At 28.9% G+C, this 18,786-nt stretch carries 17 protein-coding genes; 8 read left to right on the forward strand and 9 right to left on the reverse strand.

What is annotated here, in order from left to right; all coding sequences use genetic code 11:
- Positions 1-282: 282 nt before the first annotated feature.
- Together ABY863_RS01315 and ABY863_RS01320 are read left to right on the forward strand one after the other, a co-directional pair.
- A complete protein-coding gene (locus ABY863_RS01315; protein ID WP_372792452.1) occupies positions 283-624 on the forward strand; it encodes a hypothetical protein in 342 nt (113 codons plus the stop codon).
- Between the two features lie 2 nt (positions 625-626).
- A complete protein-coding gene (locus tag ABY863_RS01320; protein ID WP_372792453.1) occupies positions 627-1,760 on the forward strand; it encodes an ATP-binding protein in 1,134 nt (377 codons plus the stop codon).
- A 12-nt stretch (positions 1,761-1,772) separates the two neighbouring features.
- Here ABY863_RS01320 and ABY863_RS01325 read toward each other — a convergent pair whose 3' ends face one another.
- The 8 genes from ABY863_RS01325 to ABY863_RS01360 all read right to left on the reverse strand — a co-directional run bounded on the left by ABY863_RS01325 (position 1,773) and on the right by ABY863_RS01360 (position 12,488).
- On the reverse strand, positions 1,773-2,915 hold the full coding sequence (locus tag ABY863_RS01325; protein ID WP_372792454.1) for a PLP-dependent aspartate aminotransferase family protein: 1,143 nt from the start codon (positions 2,913-2,915) through the stop codon (positions 1,773-1,775).
- A gap of 15 nt (positions 2,916-2,930) precedes the next feature.
- Complete coding sequence (gene thrC, locus ABY863_RS01330) at positions 2,931-4,226, reverse strand: threonine synthase (protein ID WP_372792455.1); 1,296 nt, start codon at positions 4,224-4,226, stop codon at positions 2,931-2,933.
- 60 nt (positions 4,227-4,286) lie between these two features.
- Positions 4,287-5,210, reverse strand: coding sequence for a homoserine kinase (locus tag ABY863_RS01335; protein ID WP_372792456.1), 924 nt, complete (start codon positions 5,208-5,210; stop codon positions 4,287-4,289).
- A gap of 4 nt (positions 5,211-5,214) precedes the next feature.
- Complete coding sequence (gene thrA / locus ABY863_RS01340) at positions 5,215-7,659, reverse strand: bifunctional aspartate kinase/homoserine dehydrogenase I (RefSeq protein ID WP_372792457.1); 2,445 nt, start codon at positions 7,657-7,659, stop codon at positions 5,215-5,217.
- Between the two features lie 356 nt (positions 7,660-8,015).
- Positions 8,016-9,224, reverse strand: a complete 1,209-nt coding sequence (gene lysA, locus ABY863_RS01345; protein WP_372792458.1) for a diaminopimelate decarboxylase — start codon at positions 9,222-9,224, stop codon at positions 8,016-8,018.
- A gap of 360 nt (positions 9,225-9,584) precedes the next feature.
- Positions 9,585-10,817 carry a peptidase T gene (gene pepT, locus ABY863_RS01350; protein ID WP_372792459.1) on the reverse strand — a complete coding sequence of 411 codons (1,233 nt, stop codon included), beginning with the start codon at positions 10,815-10,817 and terminating at the stop codon, positions 9,585-9,587.
- 63 nt (positions 10,818-10,880) lie between these two features.
- Positions 10,881-11,438 (reverse strand): hypothetical protein, encoded by a 558-nt coding sequence (locus ABY863_RS01355; protein WP_372792460.1) that lies wholly within the window; start codon positions 11,436-11,438, stop codon positions 10,881-10,883.
- A 12-nt stretch (positions 11,439-11,450) separates the two neighbouring features.
- On the reverse strand, positions 11,451-12,488 hold the full coding sequence (locus ABY863_RS01360; RefSeq protein WP_372792461.1) for a WD40/YVTN/BNR-like repeat-containing protein: 1,038 nt from the start codon (positions 12,486-12,488) through the stop codon (positions 11,451-11,453).
- Between the two features lie 47 nt (positions 12,489-12,535).
- Between ABY863_RS01360 and ABY863_RS01365 the strand changes: the two genes are divergently transcribed.
- Positions 12,536-13,456 carry a patatin family protein gene (locus tag ABY863_RS01365; protein WP_372792462.1) on the forward strand — a complete coding sequence of 307 codons (921 nt, stop codon included), beginning with the start codon at positions 12,536-12,538 and terminating at the stop codon, positions 13,454-13,456.
- 51 nt (positions 13,457-13,507) lie between these two features.
- Here ABY863_RS01365 and ABY863_RS01370 read toward each other — a convergent pair whose 3' ends face one another.
- The gene (locus tag ABY863_RS01370; protein ID WP_372792463.1) at positions 13,508-14,983 is read right to left on the reverse strand and encodes a S41 family peptidase; all 1,476 of its coding nucleotides are present in this window, start codon (positions 14,981-14,983) and stop codon (positions 13,508-13,510) included.
- A gap of 141 nt (positions 14,984-15,124) precedes the next feature.
- Here ABY863_RS01370 and ABY863_RS01375 point away from each other — a divergent pair, with 141 nt between their 5' ends.
- The 5 genes from ABY863_RS01375 to ABY863_RS01395 all read left to right on the forward strand — a co-directional run.
- Positions 15,125-15,634 (forward strand): RNA polymerase sigma factor, encoded by a 510-nt coding sequence (locus ABY863_RS01375; protein ID WP_372792464.1) that lies wholly within the window; start codon positions 15,125-15,127, stop codon positions 15,632-15,634.
- Positions 15,621-16,046: a hypothetical protein gene (locus tag ABY863_RS01380; RefSeq protein WP_372792465.1), complete on the forward strand. Its 426-nt coding sequence runs from the start codon at positions 15,621-15,623 to the stop codon at positions 16,044-16,046. Before ABY863_RS01375 ends, ABY863_RS01380 begins: the two co-directional genes overlap by 14 nt.
- Positions 16,047-16,050: 4 nt before the next feature.
- Entirely contained in the window at positions 16,051-16,557 is a 507-nt protein-coding gene (locus tag ABY863_RS01385) for a DUF4252 domain-containing protein (protein WP_372792466.1), read from the forward strand.
- 9 nt (positions 16,558-16,566) lie between these two features.
- The gene (locus ABY863_RS01390; protein ID WP_372792467.1) at positions 16,567-17,115 is read left to right on the forward strand and encodes a DUF4252 domain-containing protein; all 549 of its coding nucleotides are present in this window, start codon (positions 16,567-16,569) and stop codon (positions 17,113-17,115) included.
- A 122-nt stretch (positions 17,116-17,237) separates the two neighbouring features.
- Positions 17,238-18,786, forward strand: a 1,549-nt coding sequence (locus tag ABY863_RS01395; RefSeq protein ID WP_372792468.1) for a M1 family metallopeptidase, incomplete at its 3' end; no start/stop codon positions are given.

Here is an 18,786-nt window from a genome sequence, read left to right on the forward strand (position 1 = left end):
GAATAATTGGATTGGTATTAATTTACCTTTTTATCAACCTATTTGGTAAAAAAATAAATACTACCACTTCATTTTAATGCTACTTTTGTTGCAAATTTATTAGAAAAGATTGCTTAAGTTTAAGTATTGTTTTTGAGGAGTTTACACTAAAGTTTACTTAATATTTAGAGTTATATAGAATTAATCATACTAAATTAACTGTAATTTAGAATCATTTTAAGAACTATTTATATTTAAGATATTACTATTTATACTTATATTTAAAAAAAAATACAAAATAACATGAAAAATAACGGAGTAAAATATTCAGTTAATTTAAGTTTTGAAGAAATAAAACTACCTCCTTTTGAAGAAATATTGGTGTTAGGTAAACATTCACCTCATGGAAAACAAGGAATTTCAAAATCTTTTGATTTGTTAATTCCAAATGGTTTTGAAATTATTGATTCAGATCATGAAAATGTAGACTGCGTATTTGTTAATAAGCGAATTTTAACAAAAATGCCAAAAGGAAGAATATTAAAAATATTAGAAAGCAATGTATTTCCTTATGTTTCTGAAAGGGAAATACTAAAAGTTGATTTTAAAGTTAAAATTTCATATAATATAGTAGAAGACGATTAGTCATGAAAATTGCGCATTTAATACGAAGAGATTTTTTAATAATTAATCCTTTTTATGGTTTAAATGCAATTAAAAAGGAATTGTTAAGACGCACTGCATTGGTTGTTCAAGATGAAAACCAATTTTACGGTGTTTTAACTACTAGTGATATTATTTCAAACCCAAAAGTTTTAGTAATTGACTGTTTATCAATTAAAAAGCTAATTGATTGCGAGCAATCTGTTCAAGAAGTTCTTTTCGAAATGCAGATTACAAATACAGATGTTTTACCCGTTGGTAAAGAGGGAGTTTTTATAGGATTGGTCTTTAAAAATGAACTTTATAAGTATATATCTGAGTACAATTTAGAATTGGAAACTATTATACAAGAACGTACACTAGAGCTAAAAAAAACATTAGAAACTAAAGATTTAATGTTTTCTATCATAGCACATGATTTGAGAGGTCCGTTTAACACGATTTTAGGGTTTACTGATATTTTGAAAGATAATTTACGAAACTTTGAAATTGAAAAATCAGAAAAATTTATTTATGAAATGAATACTCAGGCTAAAAGAACTTATAATTTACTTGAGAATTTATTAAATTGGGCAAAAAATCAAGCTGGTAAAATTGCATTTAATCCTTCTTATTGTAATATTGGTAGAATTTCTGACGAAGTAATTGAGCAACTAAATGAAACGGCTCAAATGAAAAATATTACGTTAAAAAGTTTTTATTCAGGTAATGTAAATGCCAATGTAGATAAAAATATGGTGGAAGTAATTTTAAGAAACCTTATTTCAAATGCAATTAAATTTACTGAAAATAATGGATTGGTAGAGATTTATTCAATGGTAATTGATGATTCTATTGAAGTTACTGTTTCAGATACTGGAATAGGAGTAGATGAAAATGATAAAATTAAGATATTTAGTATTAATGAAAATAAAACCAAACTAGGAACCGCCAATGAAAAAGGATCTGGTTTAGGGTTGGTTGTTTGTAAAGATTTTGTTGAAAAGCATCAAGGAAAAATTTGGATGGAAAATAAAAATGACAAAGGCAGTTTATTTAAATTTACACTTCCCATCCAAATAGATAGAAAAACCTCGCTGGATAAAAAAAATAAACCAATTGATAAAGTTGAACTGTAATTTTTAAGTGAATTATTGAGTACTCTTTACCAAGGCATTTTCCCAATCTACAATTAAATCATCAATATGCTCAATCCCAACAGAAATTCTTAATAAATTAGAAGGAGTAGGACTTTCTTTACCTTCAACAGATTTACGGTGTTCAACTAAACTTTCAACGCCACCTAAACTTGTTGCGGTAGTAAAATATTTTAATTTAGTTGATATTTCAAAGGTTTCTTTTTCATTCCCTTTAATTAATATAGAAAGCATCGCTCCAAAACCATTTTTTAGTTGCCTTTTTGCAATTAAATGTTGTGAATGACTTTCCAATCCAGGGTAATTTACTTTTTCAATCTTCGGATGGTTTTCTAAATATTGCGCTAATTTCAACGCATTTTCAGCCTGCTTTGTAACTCTTAAATGTAAGGTTTGAATTCCACGAGCAATTAGCCAACAATCAAAAGGAGATGGAACTGCTCCTGATAACACTTGAATGGCTTTAATTTTTTCAGCTAAAGTATCATCATTTACAACAACACAACCTCCAATAACATCACTATGACCTCCAAAATATTTAGTTGAAGAATGTAATACAATAGTTGCTCCAAGTTCTAATGGATTTTGAAATACAGGTGTAGCCCAGGTATTATCAACAACACAAAGTATATTTTTATTTTTTGCAATTTTTGAAATCGCTGCAATATCACTTATTTTTAATTGAGGATTAGAAGGCGATTCAATCCAAATTAAAGAAGTTGAAGGTTTAATAGCATTTTCAATCGCTTTTAAATCGGTCATATCCACCAAATCATAGGTTAATTTCCAAGGCTTAAAAACCTGTTCCATCAAATTTTTTATAGCATAATAAATGTCATCAGGTAAAATAATATGATCGCCTGTTTTTAAACTTTGAAAAATAGCACTAACAGCTGCCATACCTGATGAAAATGCAAATGCATGTTTGCCATTTTCTAATTGAGCAATACTATGCTCAACAATTTTCCGATTTGGATTGTCACTTCTTGAATAAACTAAATCATTATTATAAGAGCCATCACTGTTGCGTTTATAAGTACTTGACAAATATATTGGAGTACTCACAGGTTCAACATTAGAAAACTGATTTTCAGTGCTTTTTATAGCAAGTGTTTCAAATTTAGGTTTTGCTTTCATAAAAGTTTAAAATTTCTATGAATTTAACAAAAACTCTTTTAATTTATCATAATTTGATATTTTTATTGAAACTTTTTCTTTATCAATTACTTTCTTAATTTGTTTTGGAAGTTCAATAGTTTCATTTATCACAGGCTCTACAACATCTAAAAATTTTACAGGATGTGCAGTTTCTAAAAATATACCTTGAGCATTCTTTTCAGCTAAATACTTTTTTAAACCCAAATAACCAACTGCACCATGCGGGTCAGCAATATAATTACAGTTCTCTTTAAGGTGCTTCATAGCCGTTCTTGTTTCATCATCCGAAAAAGAATAGGAGGAAAGGTGCTTTTTTAATTCAGAAATATCATTTTTATAGATTTCTAAAATACGAACAAAATTACTTGGGTCACCAACATCCATTGCGTTTGAAATAGTTTGTTTTGATGGTTTTGGAGTGTAAATACCTGTTTCTAAATAATTTGGAACAATATCATTTACATTTGTTGAAGCTATAAACTGTTTCACAGGAAGCCCTAATTGTTGTGCCATCATTCCAGCGCAAATATTACCAAAATTTCCACTTGGAATTGAAAAAACCAACTCTTTATCTTTATTTTTTAATTGTTTGAAAGCAAAGAAGAAGTAAAACATTTGAGGTAACCAACGTGCTACATTAATAGAATTTGCGGAAGTTAAATTTTTGTTTGAAATTAAATCTTCATCCAAAAAAGCTTTTTTAACCATTGCCTGACAATCATCAAAAGTACCATCAACTTCTAAAGCAGTAATGTTTTGACCAAGTGTGGTTAATTGTTTTTCTTGAACTTCACTTACTTTTCCGCTTGGGTATAAAATTACAACATCAACACCTTTTACCCCTAAAAACCCACTTGCAACTGCACCACCTGTATCTCCTGATGTTGCAACTAAAACAGTTACTTTTGTTGTGTTTTCTTGCTTATTAAAGTATCCTAAACATCGTGCCATAAAACGTGCTCCAACATCTTTAAAAGCCATTGTTGGACCGTGAAACAATTCTAATGTTGAAATATTTTCTTCAATATTCACAACAGGAAAATCAAAACTTAAAGTTTCTTTTATAATTTCTTTTAAATTAGCTTCTGGAATTTCATCACCTATAAATTGTTTAATTACTTCAAAAGCAATTTCTTCATTTGAAAAATAATTTATGTTTTTATAAAAACCTTTTACTAAAGGTTTAATTTTCTTAGGAAAATACAACCCTTTATCCGGTGCCAGTCCTTTGATAACTGCATCTTTAAAAGATACATTTGGTGCTATTTTATTTAAGCTATAGTATTTCATGTTTTTATTCTTTTTACTTGTGATTTATGCCTAAGCAGAAATAACAATTTTATTCATTTTCTAATTTAGAATTTTAATTCCCCTTTTATTCACTTTTGACACATGAATATCGTAATTAATTCCTACTTTATTGTATACTAATTTCATTGCTTCAGCGACTTTTAAAGCGGATTTTTCACCTTTGCATAATGCAAATATTGAAGGTCCTGACCCAGAAATTCCACATCCTAAAGCTCCAGCTTTTAAAGATTGTTCTTTAACAGCATCAAAAGAAGGTATCAAAATAGAACGTATTGGTTCAATAATGTAATCTTCTAGTGATCTTCCAATTAGATCGTAATCTTCAGTGTACAAGCCACTTATCAGTCCGCCAACATTTCCCCACTGCTTAATAGCATCTTTTAATGGTACTGTAGTTTTTAATATATTTCTAGCGTCGGAAGTTTTTACTTCAATTTGAGGGTGAATTACAGTTGCAAATAATTCATCTGGTGTATGAATGCTAATAATATCAAGTGGTTCATAACTTCTAACCAATGTAAAACCTCCAAAAAGGGCAGGAGCTACATTATCTGCATGAGCAACTCCTGTTGCTAAGCGCTCACCTTCCATAGCAAAACGAACCAAATCTATATTACTAAATGGTTTTCCAAGCAATTCATTAATGGCCCATACTGTTCCTGCTGAACTTGCTGCGCTACTTCCAATGCCACTTCCTGGTTTTATACGCTTGTCAATTTCAATTTCAAACCCAAATTCAGTGTCTGTTTCAGCTAATAGAGCTAAAGCAGCTACTCCCGCAACATTTTTATGAGTTTCCAAAGGTAAATTCTGACCAATAATCTTTGTAATTCGAACACCTTTTTGTTTCACTTTTCTAACAATCATTTCATCACCAACAGTATCAAGTGCCAATCCTAATACATCAAATCCACATGAAACATTGGCTATAGTTGCTGGTGCAAATATTTTTAGTTCATTCATAGTCTTAATTATTACCAATTCTAATAATATCTGCAAATAGGCCAGAAGCTGTAACTGCTGCACCAGCACCAGCACCTTTAATAATTAAAGGTTGTTTGCTATATCTTTCAGTAAAGAAAAGTACAATATTATCACTTCCGTCTAAATTATAGAACGGATGGTCAGGTGAAATTTCTTTCAATCCTACTTTTGCATTTCCATTGTCAAACTCAGCAACATATTTTAATCTACAATTATGATTTGCTGCTTTTTCTTGAATTTTATTAAAATGAATTGCTTCTGTTTTTAGAGTTTCCATAAAATCTGCAACTGAATTAGCTTCTAAAGAAGATTTTGGCAAAAACGAATCATTTTCAATATCGCTTAATTCCAGTTTAGTTCCGCTTTCACGTGCTAAAATTAATATTTTTCGCATCACATCAACACCACTTAAATCTATTCTAGGATCTGGCTCAGTGAAGCCTTCAATACCTGCTTGCTGAACAACATCATAAAAAGATGTTTGCTCATTAAAGTTGTTAAATATAAAGTTTAGGCTACCAGATAGAACTGCTTGAATTTTAGATACTTTATCTCCTGAAGCAATTAGATTCTTTAGCGTATCAATTATTGGTAAACCAGCACCAACATTTGTTTCAAACAAAAATGGCGCATTGTATTCTCTTGCTAATTTTTTTAGGTTTAAATAATTAGAATAGTTAGATGAGCACGCTATTTTATTACAGGTAACAACAGCAACACTTTCTTTTAAATAATCAGCATATAAATTAGAAATGCTTTCATTGGCTGTATTGTCTACAAAAATGCTATTTCTAAAATTTAAAGCAGTTACTTTTTCATGAAATAAGTCCATATCTAAGTTTTCTGCATTCTCTAAGGGCAATTTCCAGTTATCTAAATCTATTCCATCTTCATTAAATAGCATTTTTTTGGAGTTAGTAAGTGCAATAACTCTCACTTGAATTTTTAAATTTTCAATTAAATAGTCTTCTTGTTTTTTAATTTGTTCCAATAATTTTCCTCCAACATTTCCAACTCCAACAATAAATAAGTTCAATTCTTTAGTTTGGTCTTCAAAAAATGCTGCGTGCAATGAATTTAATGCTTTTTTAATGTCTTTATGTGAGATAACTGCTGAAATATTCTTTTCAGAAGCGCCTTGCGCAATTGCTCTGATGTTCACATTGTTTTTTCCTAAAGTACTGAACATCTTACCGCTTATACCTTGGTGACTTTTCATATGATCTCCAACAAGTGCAATTATTGCATTGTTTTTTTCAACAATTAGTGGCTGTACTTTATGTTGGTCTATTTCATAACTAAATTCTGAATCAATGGCTGTTTTAGCGTTTTCAGCATCAGAATTATTTATTGCAATACATATTGAATGCTCTGAAGATGCTTGCGTAATTAATGATACATTAATTTTTTCTTGAGATAAAGCTCCAAATAAACGCTTGGAAAACCCAGGAATACCAATCATTCCACTTCCTTCTAAAGTTATAAGTGTCATATCTTCAATATGGCTAATTCCTTTAATTGGATTTGTATTTGAAGATATTTTAGTAATTAAAGTTCCATCAGCTTTAGCATCAAATGTGTTTTTAATAACAATTGGAATTTCTTTTTCTAATACAGGTTGAATAGTTGGTGGATACAATACTTTTGCACCAAAATGAGACAATTCCATAGCTTCTTGATATGAAATATCTTTTATTGGAAACGCTTGTTTCACTATTTTTGGATTTGCAGTGTACATTCCACTAACGTCTGTCCAAATTTCTAAAATTGAAGCATTTGTGGCTGCAGTAATAATGGCCGCAGTATAATCTGAACCACCTCTTCCTAAAGTTGAAACTTCACCCTTTTCAGTTAAAGAAACAAAACCAGGTAAAACCACTATTGCATTATTATTTTCTTTAAAAAAAGATTCAATTAAAACATTTGTTTTTTCAAACTTTACAGCAGCATTTGAAAAATTTTCATTGGTAACTATTAAATCTTGAGTATTTTTTAAAACAGCATCTAATTGGCTGAATTTCATTGCTTCCGAAATAATATAGGATGATAGCAACTCACCAAAACTTACAATTTTATCAGATGTTTTATTGGATAGTTCATTAATTAAAAAAACACCTTCCAATGTGCTTTCTAATTTATTTAACATATTTTTTATAGTACCTAAAACGCTACTTTGATTATTTACAGGAATTAACTCTCTAGCAATCTGCAAATGACGATCTTCAATTATTTTTATACTGTATTTATAATTTTCATCACTATTACAAGCTAAATTACCAGCTTCTAATAGCAAATCTGTAATACCTCCTAAAGCAGAAACTACAACAGCTATTTTGTGGTTAGAAGAGTTTTCTTTAACAATATTTATTACTTTATTAATGTTTTCTGAGGATGCAACTGACGATCCTCCAAATTTCAATACTTTCATGTGTATTTATTTTACGTACTATTTTTTATTTTGTCAACTAATATTCCTTGCTTCATTTTTTATGAAAACGAATATTTATACGGATAATATGAATAGAAAGAAACCCTAAAGGGTAATGGTACTTGTAGTAGTGGTAGCCATAACAAAGTGACGCAAAGTGTTTGCGTTTTCAATGAATTGATATGATTTTGTTATTTGCATAAAGCAAAAATAACTAATTTTTCAAAACAACAAAGCTTTTATCTTAATTTTAATATTTTTTTTGTTTTAAGTTGAAAATGCTGCATAATTAACATGATTTCAATGTACTTGTTACGAATAATAAAAACTCCGAAAATGATTTTCGGAGTTTTTGCTTAATCTAAATCTATAATAACTTGATTCTTTAATAAATCATCAAATGTTTCTTGTTTCCTAATTAGATAATCTTTTTCATTGTAAACTAATACTTCAGCCGGTTTGTAGCGTGAATTATAATTTGAAGCCATTGAAAAACAATAAGCTCCAGCATTGTTAAAACACAAAACATCACCTTCACTAATTTCACTTATTCTACGGTTAGAACCAAAAGTATCTGTTTCGCAAATATAGCCTACTACAGAATAGTATCGTTCACGACCATTTGGATTTGAAATATTGTGAATATGGTGATAAGAGTCGTACATCATTGGTCTGCCTAAATGGTTAAATCCTGAATCAATACTTGCAAAAACAGTAGATGTAGTTTGTTTTACAACATTTACACTTGCTAAAAACGAACCAGCTTCACTTACCAAGAATTTTCCAGGTTCAAACATTAATGTTAATTCTTTACCATAATCTTTGCAAAATAAATTAAATTTTTTTGATAGTTTTTCACCTAATTCTTCAATATTAGTTGAAATATCACCTTCTTTATAAGGTACTTTAAATCCACTTCCTAAATCTATAAAATCTAAATTTTCAAACTCATTTGCAGTATTAAAAAGTATTTCTGTAGCTCTTAAAAAAGTGTCAATATCTAATATGTCGGAACCTGTATGCATATGAATTCCATTAATACGCATTCCTGTATTTTCTACAACACGCTTTATATGAGGAACTTGATGAACGGAAATTCCAAATTTTGAATCTATATGTCCAACAGAAATTTTACTATTTCCACCAGCCATAATATGTGGATTTATACGTACACAAACAGGAATATTAGGGTAGTGGTTGCCAAATTGTTCTAATATTGATAGATTATCAATATTTATTTGTACTCCTAAATTAGCAGCTAACTCAATTTCCTGAAGTGAAACTCCATTTGGTGTAAATATGATATTTTCAGGTGCAAAGCCAGCTTCTAATCCAAGTTTTACTTCTTGTATTGAGACTGTATCTATTCCTGAATTCAGTTTTTTAAATAATTTTAAAATACTAATATTTGAATTTGCTTTTACAGCATAATTTAATTTTAAGCTTTTAACTGTTGAAAATGCTTCTGTAAGTCTGTTGTATTGCGAACTTATTTTTTCAGCATCATAAACATAAAGTGGACTTCCGTATTTCTCGGTAAGTGAAACTAATAATTGATTATCCATTCATTATTTTTTGAATTTTCAAATGTATAAAAGATATTTACTTTTAAAAATATAATTTTTAAAAATTACAACATTTAACAAGTTGTTAAATATTATACTACAAGTGCATAATTTTAACTATTAAATAGTATTGTTATGTTTACTAATAATTGTTTTTAAATAAGTTGCCCGACTTATTTAAAAAGATGACCAACTTATTTCTTTTGTTGCCCAACTATTTTATTCAATGGCTAGGTTTTTAATATTAATAACTATTCTATTAATATTTATACTATTTTAAGAATAGCAAGTATTCATTATTTTAAAAAAAAAAGCTCTTCATTTGAAGAGCTTTTTTAAAGAATTATATGCAATCATGCTTTATTTAGCTCTTTCAGCAGTAATTTGAACAATTTTAATAATTACATCAGTTGCTAATTGAATAGATTCCGCAGCAACATACTCGTAACGCCCGTGGAAATTATGACCTCCAGCAAAAATGTTTGGGCAAGGTAAACCTTTGTAAGATAATTGAGAACCATCTGTACCACCTCTAATTGCTTTAATAAGTGGTTTAATATTTAATTGTTTCATAGCTTCTTCAGCAATATCAACAATATGCATTACAGGTTCAATTTTCTCTCTCATATTGAAATATTGATCTTTTATTTCAACCTGAATAATATCACTTCCCAATTTTTTATTAAAATCATCTGCTACTTTTTGAAATAATACTTTTCTTCCTTCAAATAATTTTAAATCGTGATCTCTAATAATGTATTCAAGTTCAGTTTTTTCAACTTCACCACTCATTCCATGTAAATGAAAGAAACCTTCATAACCTTCTGTTTTTTCAGGAACTTCATTTTTAGGTAAAGCTGCAATAAAATCGCTGGCAATTAACATAGAGTTAATCATTTTTCCTTTAGCATACCCTGGATGTACAATTTTTCCGTTGATAGTAACTTTAGCACCTGCAGCATTAAAATTTTCATATTCTAATTCCCCAACTTGGCTTCCATCCATTGTGTATGCCCATTCTGCTCCAAATTTTTCAACATCAAACATATGAGCTCCTTTACCAACTTCTTCATCAGGTGTAAAAGCAATTCTAATTTTTCCATGCTTAATTTCAGGATGGTTTATTAAATATTCCATAGCTGAAACTATTTCTGTAATACCCGCTTTGTCATCAGCTCCTAATAGGGTAGTGCCATCAGTTGTAATTAATGTTTGCCCTTTATATAACAATAAATCATCAAAATAACTAGGAGATAAAACAATGTTTTGTTCTTTATTTAAAACTATGTCTTTTCCATCATAATTTGGATGAAATTGAGGTTTAACATTTGTTCCAGTAAAATCAGGACTTGTGTCAATATGCGCAACAAACCCAATAGTTGGCACTTTAAAATCTACATTAGAAGGAAGTGTTGCCATAATGTAACAATTAGCATCTAATGTTACATCTTTCATTCCAATTTCATTTAATTCTTCAACCAAAAGGTGTGCTAAATCCCATTGTTTTTCAGTGCTTGGGAAATCAGGATTATTATCATCTGATTGAGTATCTATTTTAACATATTTAACGAAACGATCTATTATTTTTTGCATTTTATATAAATTTTTAGCAAAAGTAAGTATTCAATTAAGGATTTACAATGTATATGTCTTAAATTATTGCAAAAATTCAATTTTTTCAAGTATTGAAATAGTTTCACAAATTCGTTCATTTATATTGTTATCTCCATAAATTTCAGAATATCCATTAAAATAAGAGTTTTCAGAGAGTTTTGCTGTTAAATTAAATTTGTGGTAAGTAAATCCGTTTTTATAACCTTTAGCTAAATACCAATATGCTTGCTTTGATTGAAATAATTCTTTACCAGAATTTACGATTTCTAAGTTACTTTGCTTTAAGATTGAATCTGTTTTTTTGTAAAAATTAGCATCAAAATTTAAAGCTCCAAAATTGAAAGAAGTTCCTAAAATAAATGACTCTGTTAATTGTTTAAGAGTGTCCGCTGCAAAAATTTCAGATTCATATTCGCTAAAGTATAATCTTGTTTTCCAGTTGTTTGAGATTGATAACTTAAAGTTTTTATTAAAATCTGTTATTACTTTTGGATTTTCAATTTTAGAATTGCTGCAAGCAAATTCTTTATGTAACACCGATGAATTAGAACAACTTAATAATAGGATTATAATGACTAAAAAACTAAAAATATTTCTCATTCTATTTAGCACTTAATTAAGAATCATTTTTGCAATAACTTCATTTCCAGAGAGCCAAGCTACATTTTTTGATGCAAATCTGATGGTATAAAAGCCTTCATCGCTTAGTCTTACCCAATTAACACCCGCATTTTTTGAATAAAAGATACCATTTGTAGAAACAGCAAAAACTTCTTTACCTTGAGTATTAGGCACATATTGTACACAACTTACATAATTAGGTTCCATATTTTCAGAAACTACTTCCCAAGTTTTACCACCATCGTTGGTAATTGCTTTATTTGCATAATTACCAAATTTATCAGTATAATCTCCTCCACAAATAATGCCTTGCGTGTCATTATAAAAATCAACTGAGTAAATTCCTGTGGTATTTTTCCCTTGAACTATGGGTGTATTGTATACATCCCAAGTTAAACCCATATCAGAAGTGTGAAAAACACGCGCTTTTAAACCTCCCGTTACAATCCAAGCATTTTCACCTACAATGGCAATATTGGTATTACTTGCGGCAAAAGCAGCTTCACCTTCTTCAATTTTTGGTACATCTTTACAATCAATTTTCCCCCAAGAATTTCCTCCATCACGAGTCATTAAAATAGATAAACATTCATCCGTTGGATCTCCAATTGCAATTCCATTGAGTTCATTAAAAAATTTGATACAGTCATAAAAAACTTTTTCATGTTCTTCTTTGTAAACAATATCAATCACATTATCATGATATTTATAAAGTAGGGCAGGATTACCAACGCTTAAAGCATAAAAAGCTTTTTTTGTGTAGGCTAAAGCCCTGAAATGTGGCACAATAGTATCAGTTACAATTTTTTTGGTTGCCTTTAATTTTCCTGAAGCTGTAATAATTCCTATATCACCAACAGAACCAGCATAAACTACGGTAGAATCATTAATAATTTCAATAGCGCGAATACTTGTACTATCCATTTTAAATTTATCTATTGAAACAGTAATGGTTTCACGAGGTTTGTATTCATTTTTGCAAGAAGTAATACTAATTAAGATGATAAAACACGTTGTAATTCTATTCATTTTTAATAATTTTATGCGACTAAATTAAATAAAACAATGATAGCTTTATGAAAAAAGCATTAGTTATTTCAGGAGGAGGAAGCAAAGGTGCTTTTGCAGGAGGTGTTGTAGAACATTTAATGAAAGATAAGCAGCAAAAATATGATATATTTATAGGGTCCTCTACAGGAAGTTTAATGGTTTCACATTTAGCTTTAGGAATGGTAGATGAATTAAAAACGATTTATACAAATGTCAATCAGAATACCATATTTAATAATAACCCATTTGTAATAAGGAAAGTGCACGGCGAAAAAGTAATAAGTATTAATCACCTTAATACTTTATGGAACTTTATTAAAGGAAGAAAAACTTTTGGAGAAAGTAAAAATTTACTAAAACTTATAAAAACGAGTGTTAGTGAAAAAATGTATGCTAAAATAAAAGAAGAACAAAAGGACGTTGTTGTAGCCGTTTCTAATATAACTTCTAATGAAGTTGAATATAAATCTATAAATAATTGTACGTATAATGATTTTTGTGAATGGATTTGGGGTTCTTGTAATTATGTTCCTTTTATGAGTTTGCTAGTTAAAAACGGATATCAATACGCTGATGGAGGTTTTGGAAGCTTAGTTCCTATAAGAGAGGCTATTATACGTGGAGCCAAGGAAATTGATGCAATTATATTAGAAACAGAGGTTTCACAAATAAACAGATTGCAATCAAAAAATCCTTTTTCATTACTATTTGATGTATTTGATTTTATGTTAGGGCGAATTGAAAGTCATAATATAACAATCGGGAAATTATGTGCAAGCCACAATAATGTAAAACTTAATTTATATTATACACCAACAGTGCTAACAACAAATTCATTAGTATTTGACAAAAAATTAATGGCAAAATGGTGGGAAGATGGATATAAGTATGCTAAAACTAAAGTAGATGATGATTTTATGAATGAATTTAGACCTAATTTAAAATAAAAAGAGGCTGTTATTAAAACGCCTCTTTTTATTTATAATAAACTTACTTGGTTATTTATTTAAAAATGAAGCATCAATATACATTTCCTTTTCAAATTTATTTTCAAGTTGAGGAACATCTAACACTTTTATACTTTTATATTTTAATGTACTCGTACTTTTAGTTGAAATACCTCTTATATTATCAAGAGCAGCTTTTAAAACTACTTCATTTTCATCTCCAAAAGGTAAAATTGCATTCCAAAAATCATATTCTTTCACTACAATATCAGGCTCAAACCCTTGTGTATAATCACTTTGTCCACTTTTATTATATATTTGAAATACAATGGGTTGCATTGCATTTAAATGATTTGAATTTGCACTTGATAAATTTGTATAATCTGAAGAAGGGGAATCATACAATGTAATAGAACCTACATTTTTACCATAAGTAGTTGTACCTATTACTTTAACAGGTATAAAAGCTTTTAAACCATTTATAATCATTTCGCTTGCTGAAGCAGTACTGTGTGATGTTAAAACATATAATTGATTAATAGTAGTTAATCTGTTTATAGTTTCTTCACCTGTTTTATCACCATTTACATCATAAACATCTAAACTATTGTCAAAATAATAATTTCCACTTTCGCTTGAATGCTTATTGTTAAATTTTAATTCTGCAAAAATATCATTGCCTGCATTATTATAAATCATACTTGCTAAATAGGCAGAAGTTAAAACAGAACCACCACCATTTAATCTTAAATCTAATATCAACTCATCAATATTTTCTCCTTGAAAATATGAAAAAGCAGCATTTAATTCATCATTATAAGAAGAACGGAAGGAGTTATAAACTAAATAACCTACTTTTTTACCATTAATATCGTTAAAAACCGTTTTAAAATAAACAGGATTTTCAGATAATTCTGTTGCAGTAATTGTTTTATCTTCAATAGAGGTTAGAATTCCAGCATTTTCTGAAACAAAAGAAAGTGTTAATGTTTCATTATAAAGTTCATTTACGGTATTATTATAATTATTTTCATTTAAAACAATGCCATTTAAAGCATTTATAATATCTCCTCTTTTAATTTCTGCATTACTTGCGGCCGAATTTGGGGCTACATAACGTACATAAAAAATAATATCGCCACTGTCATTTATTGGAACAGCCTGTAAACGAAAACCAAAAGAAGTAGAAACACCTTGAAATGCATTATTCTGTTCTACATAATCTTCAATAAACCATGAAAATCGATCCGTATTACCAGGATCAAATAATAAACTTTCAAATAAACTTCTTGGAGTTGAATATCCGTTTAAATAAGAAACATAATTATTTTGGTTATTATCTTTAGAATCTGCTAAGTTTGTTACACTTGATTGCCAATTGTACCAAGAATTCATACCTTTCCAAACAAAATCTTGAATTTCAATGTTTTGAGGAACTTCAAAAATACCATCATTATTTTTTGTGCAACTTATAGCTCCAATAATTACCATCAAACAAATTGAGAAGTAGAAACTTACTTTTTTCATATTTTAAAATTTATATTTATCCTTTATTTAAGTCGAAAGATATTAATTTTTATTACAATTTTTAAAGGCGTCTGTAACAAAAACGAAACATGTTCGTCATAATTGTAACAGCAGCAAAAAATTTGTTAAACCAAACTTAAAATGAAGCAGTCTGAGTTTTTAAAAACGGTAATGCCCTTTAAAGATAAAGTGTTTAGAGTTGCAAAACGCATTCTGGTATCAACCGAAGAAGCTGAAGATGCAACACAAGAATTGCTTTTTAAGTTATGGAGAAATAAAGAAAAATTAAAAGAGTATAAAAGTATTGAAGCTTTTGCAATGACGATGACAAAGAATTATTGTTTTGACCGATTAAAATCGAAGCAATCAAGTAATTTAAGTTTAGTGCATAGTAATTATAAAGAAAATGGCACGTCTTTAGATAGACGAATGGAACTTAATGACAGTGTAAGTAAAGTTCATAAATTAATTGAAAACTTACCAGAGCAACAAAAATTAATAATACAGCTTAGAGATATTGAAGAATATGAGTTTGATGAAATTGCAGAAATGCTGAATATGAATCCGACAGCCATTAGAGTAACCTTATCAAGAGCAAGAAAAACAATTAGAGAACAATTAACAAAACAACACAATTATGGAATTAGTTAACATAGAAAAGTTGTTGGAAAAATATGAAAATGCAGAGACTACTATTGCAGAAGAAAAAGTGTTAAAAAACTACTTTTCTAAAGGTAATGTAGCTCCACATTTAGAAGAATACCAAGCGTTATTCGGATATTTTTCAACTAGTAAAAATGAGCGATTTACAAAAGCCATCCAATTAAAAACTAAAAAGGCGAATTGGAAATGGTTATCTGTAGCAGCTTCAATAGTATTACTAGTTAGTGTTTACAGTGGATATGAAAATATTCAACAAAGAAAAGCTGATAAAGTGTATGCAGAAACTATTGGTGCATTAGAATTGCTTTCAGCAAATTTAAACAAAGGAAATGTTGCCATTGCACAATTGCAACGTTTTGACGACTCAACAAACAAAATTTTTAAACAACCTAAAAAGTAAAAAAATGAAAAAAATAATATTTTTAATCGCAATCGTAATTTTCCCATTGGCAAATTATGCTCAAACTTCAGTTTTTGATAAGTTTGAAGAGATGGATGATGTTACAACAGTAGTAGTAACCCAAGAAGCATTTAAAATGCTGGCAAAATTTAAAAGTGGTGGAGAAGAAGGAGCAGAATATTTTGATATGGTAAAAGGTTTAAATTCTTTTAAAGTTTTTACTACTGAAAATTCTGGTATCGCAAAACAAATGAGTGATGTAGTTTCAAGTTATTTAAAATCTGCAAAACTTACCGAGTTAATGCGCGTAAAAGACAAAGATGCTAAAGTAAAAATATATGTAAGAAACGGAAAGGATGATAACCATGTAAGTGAATTACTAATGTTTGTAAGTGATATGCAAAATAAAGCAAATCAAGAAGCTGTAATTCTATCACTTACTGGCGACATTGATTTAAATAAAATATCTAAACTTACAGAAGCTCATATTCCAAATAGTGGTATAAAATAAAAAAACAAAATGAAGAACTTTCTAAAATTTTCAGGAATTATAATTGTAGTAGCTTTATTAACAATTGCTTGTGATACCAATCCTTCACTACAAAAATATTATGTTGATAGTAAAGAAAATAGTGAGTTTATCTCTATAGATTTACCTTCTAGCATCTTACAATTAAAAGATACAAATGTTGCTGAAGACATTAAAAACACGTTAGAAACTATAAAAAAAGTTAATTTTTTAGCTTTACAGTTAAATGAAACTAACAAAGAATTATACAGTTCAGAAAAAGAAAAAGTGAAAGCTATTCTTAAAAACCCAAAATACAAGCAATTAATGCGAATGAATATGGGAAATGGAAATGTAACTGTTAATTACTTAGGAGAAGAAGATGCTATTGATGAAGTTGTAATTTTTGGTTCAGATAACGAAAAAGGATTTGCAGTTGTAAGAGTTATTGGAGAAAATATGAATCCAGCTAATATTCTAAAATTAACTCAAGAATTAAAAATGGATGAAAATTCAGATCAATTAAAACAACTTGGTGGTTTATTAAGTAGTCTTAAATAAATTTCTAAAAAATATTCAAATTAACTGAAGCCATACTGTAACTAGTATGGCTTTTTAACTATCTATTAACTACTTAAAACAATTAAAATAGTACTTTTGAAATCTTAAATTAAATACTTCGAATGAAAAATTTATTATTTGCACTTGCAGTACTGTTTTCAGTACTCATAAATGCTCAAGAAAAAGAATACAGAGGTGAAAGAGAAAAAATTAATAATTTAGTGCATACTAAATTAAAGGTTGATTTCAATTTTAAAGAAAGCCAAATGAATGGTGAAGCCTGGGTTACCTTAACACCTCATTTTTATGCAACTAATAAAGTTGTTTTAGATGCAAAAGCTTTTAAAATTCTTGAAATAAAAATAAACAACAAAATAGTACCTTATAACTATTCTGAAAATCAAATTACTATTGAACTTGATAAAACCTATAAAAAAGGTGAAGAATACACCGTTTATATAAAATATATTGCAAATCCTGAAGAAGTTACACAAATAGGAAGTAAAGTTATTACTGATGCAAAAGGTTTGTATTTTATAGATCCAAAAGAAGAAGACCCTAATAAACCTACACAAATTTGGACTCAAGGCGAAACAGAAGCTAGCAGTTGTTGGTTTCCAACGATAGATGCTCCAAATCAAAAAAGTACTGAAGAGATTTATATGACAGTTCCTTCAAAATTTGTGACGCTTTCAAATGGAACATTAATAAACCAAACTAATAATAGTGATGGAACTAGAACCGATTATTGGAAACAGGATCAAAAACATGCACCTTATTTATTTTTTATGGGTGTTGGAGATTTTAGCATTGTAAAAGATACTTGGAATGGAAAAGATGTAAATTATTATGTTGAACCTGAATATAAATCAGTTGCAAAAGATATTTTTGGAAAAACTCCAGAAATGATGACCTTTTTTTCTAATATCACAGGTGTGCCTTATGTTTGGGATAAATACAGTCAAATTGTAGTGCGTGATTATGTAAGTGGCGCTATGGAAAATACAACAGCTGTAGTTCATGGTGAAGATGCACAACAAAAAAAAGGACAATTAATTGACAATAACGAATGGGAGGAAACCATTGCTCATGAACTATTTCATCATTGGTTTGGGGATTTGGTAACAACTGAAAGCTGGTCTAATCTAACAGTTAATGAATCATTTGCAACCTACAGTGTTTATTTATGGTATGAGTATAAATATGGTAAAGACAAGGCTGATGCCCATATGTTTGATGATGTAAAAGTATATTTAAATAGTCAAAGTGAGGATAAAGATTTAGTTCGTTTTTATTATGAAGACAAAGAACATATGTTTGACCCTGTGAGCTATCACAAAGGAAATGCAATTTTACATATGTTGCGAAATTATTTAGGCGACAAAGCTTTTTTTCAAGGCATGAACACTTATTTAACTGAACATAAGTTTGGTACTGCAGAAGCTCATGAGTTGCGTTTAGCATTTGAAAAGGTAAGTGGTAAAGATTTAAATTGGTTTTTCAACCAATGGTATTTTGGGAATGGTCACGTTAAACTAAATGTAACTTACGATTATAATACAATTAATAGAACTGTAACTGTAAATCTTAATCAACAAGGTAAAGTATTTCAATTCCCATTAACTATAGATATCTACGAGGAAAATCGAAAATTAAGTTACGAAGTTTGGA

The organism is Lutibacter sp., from assembly GCF_041562875.1.
Classification (GTDB): domain Bacteria; phylum Bacteroidota; class Bacteroidia; order Flavobacteriales; family Flavobacteriaceae; genus Lutibacter.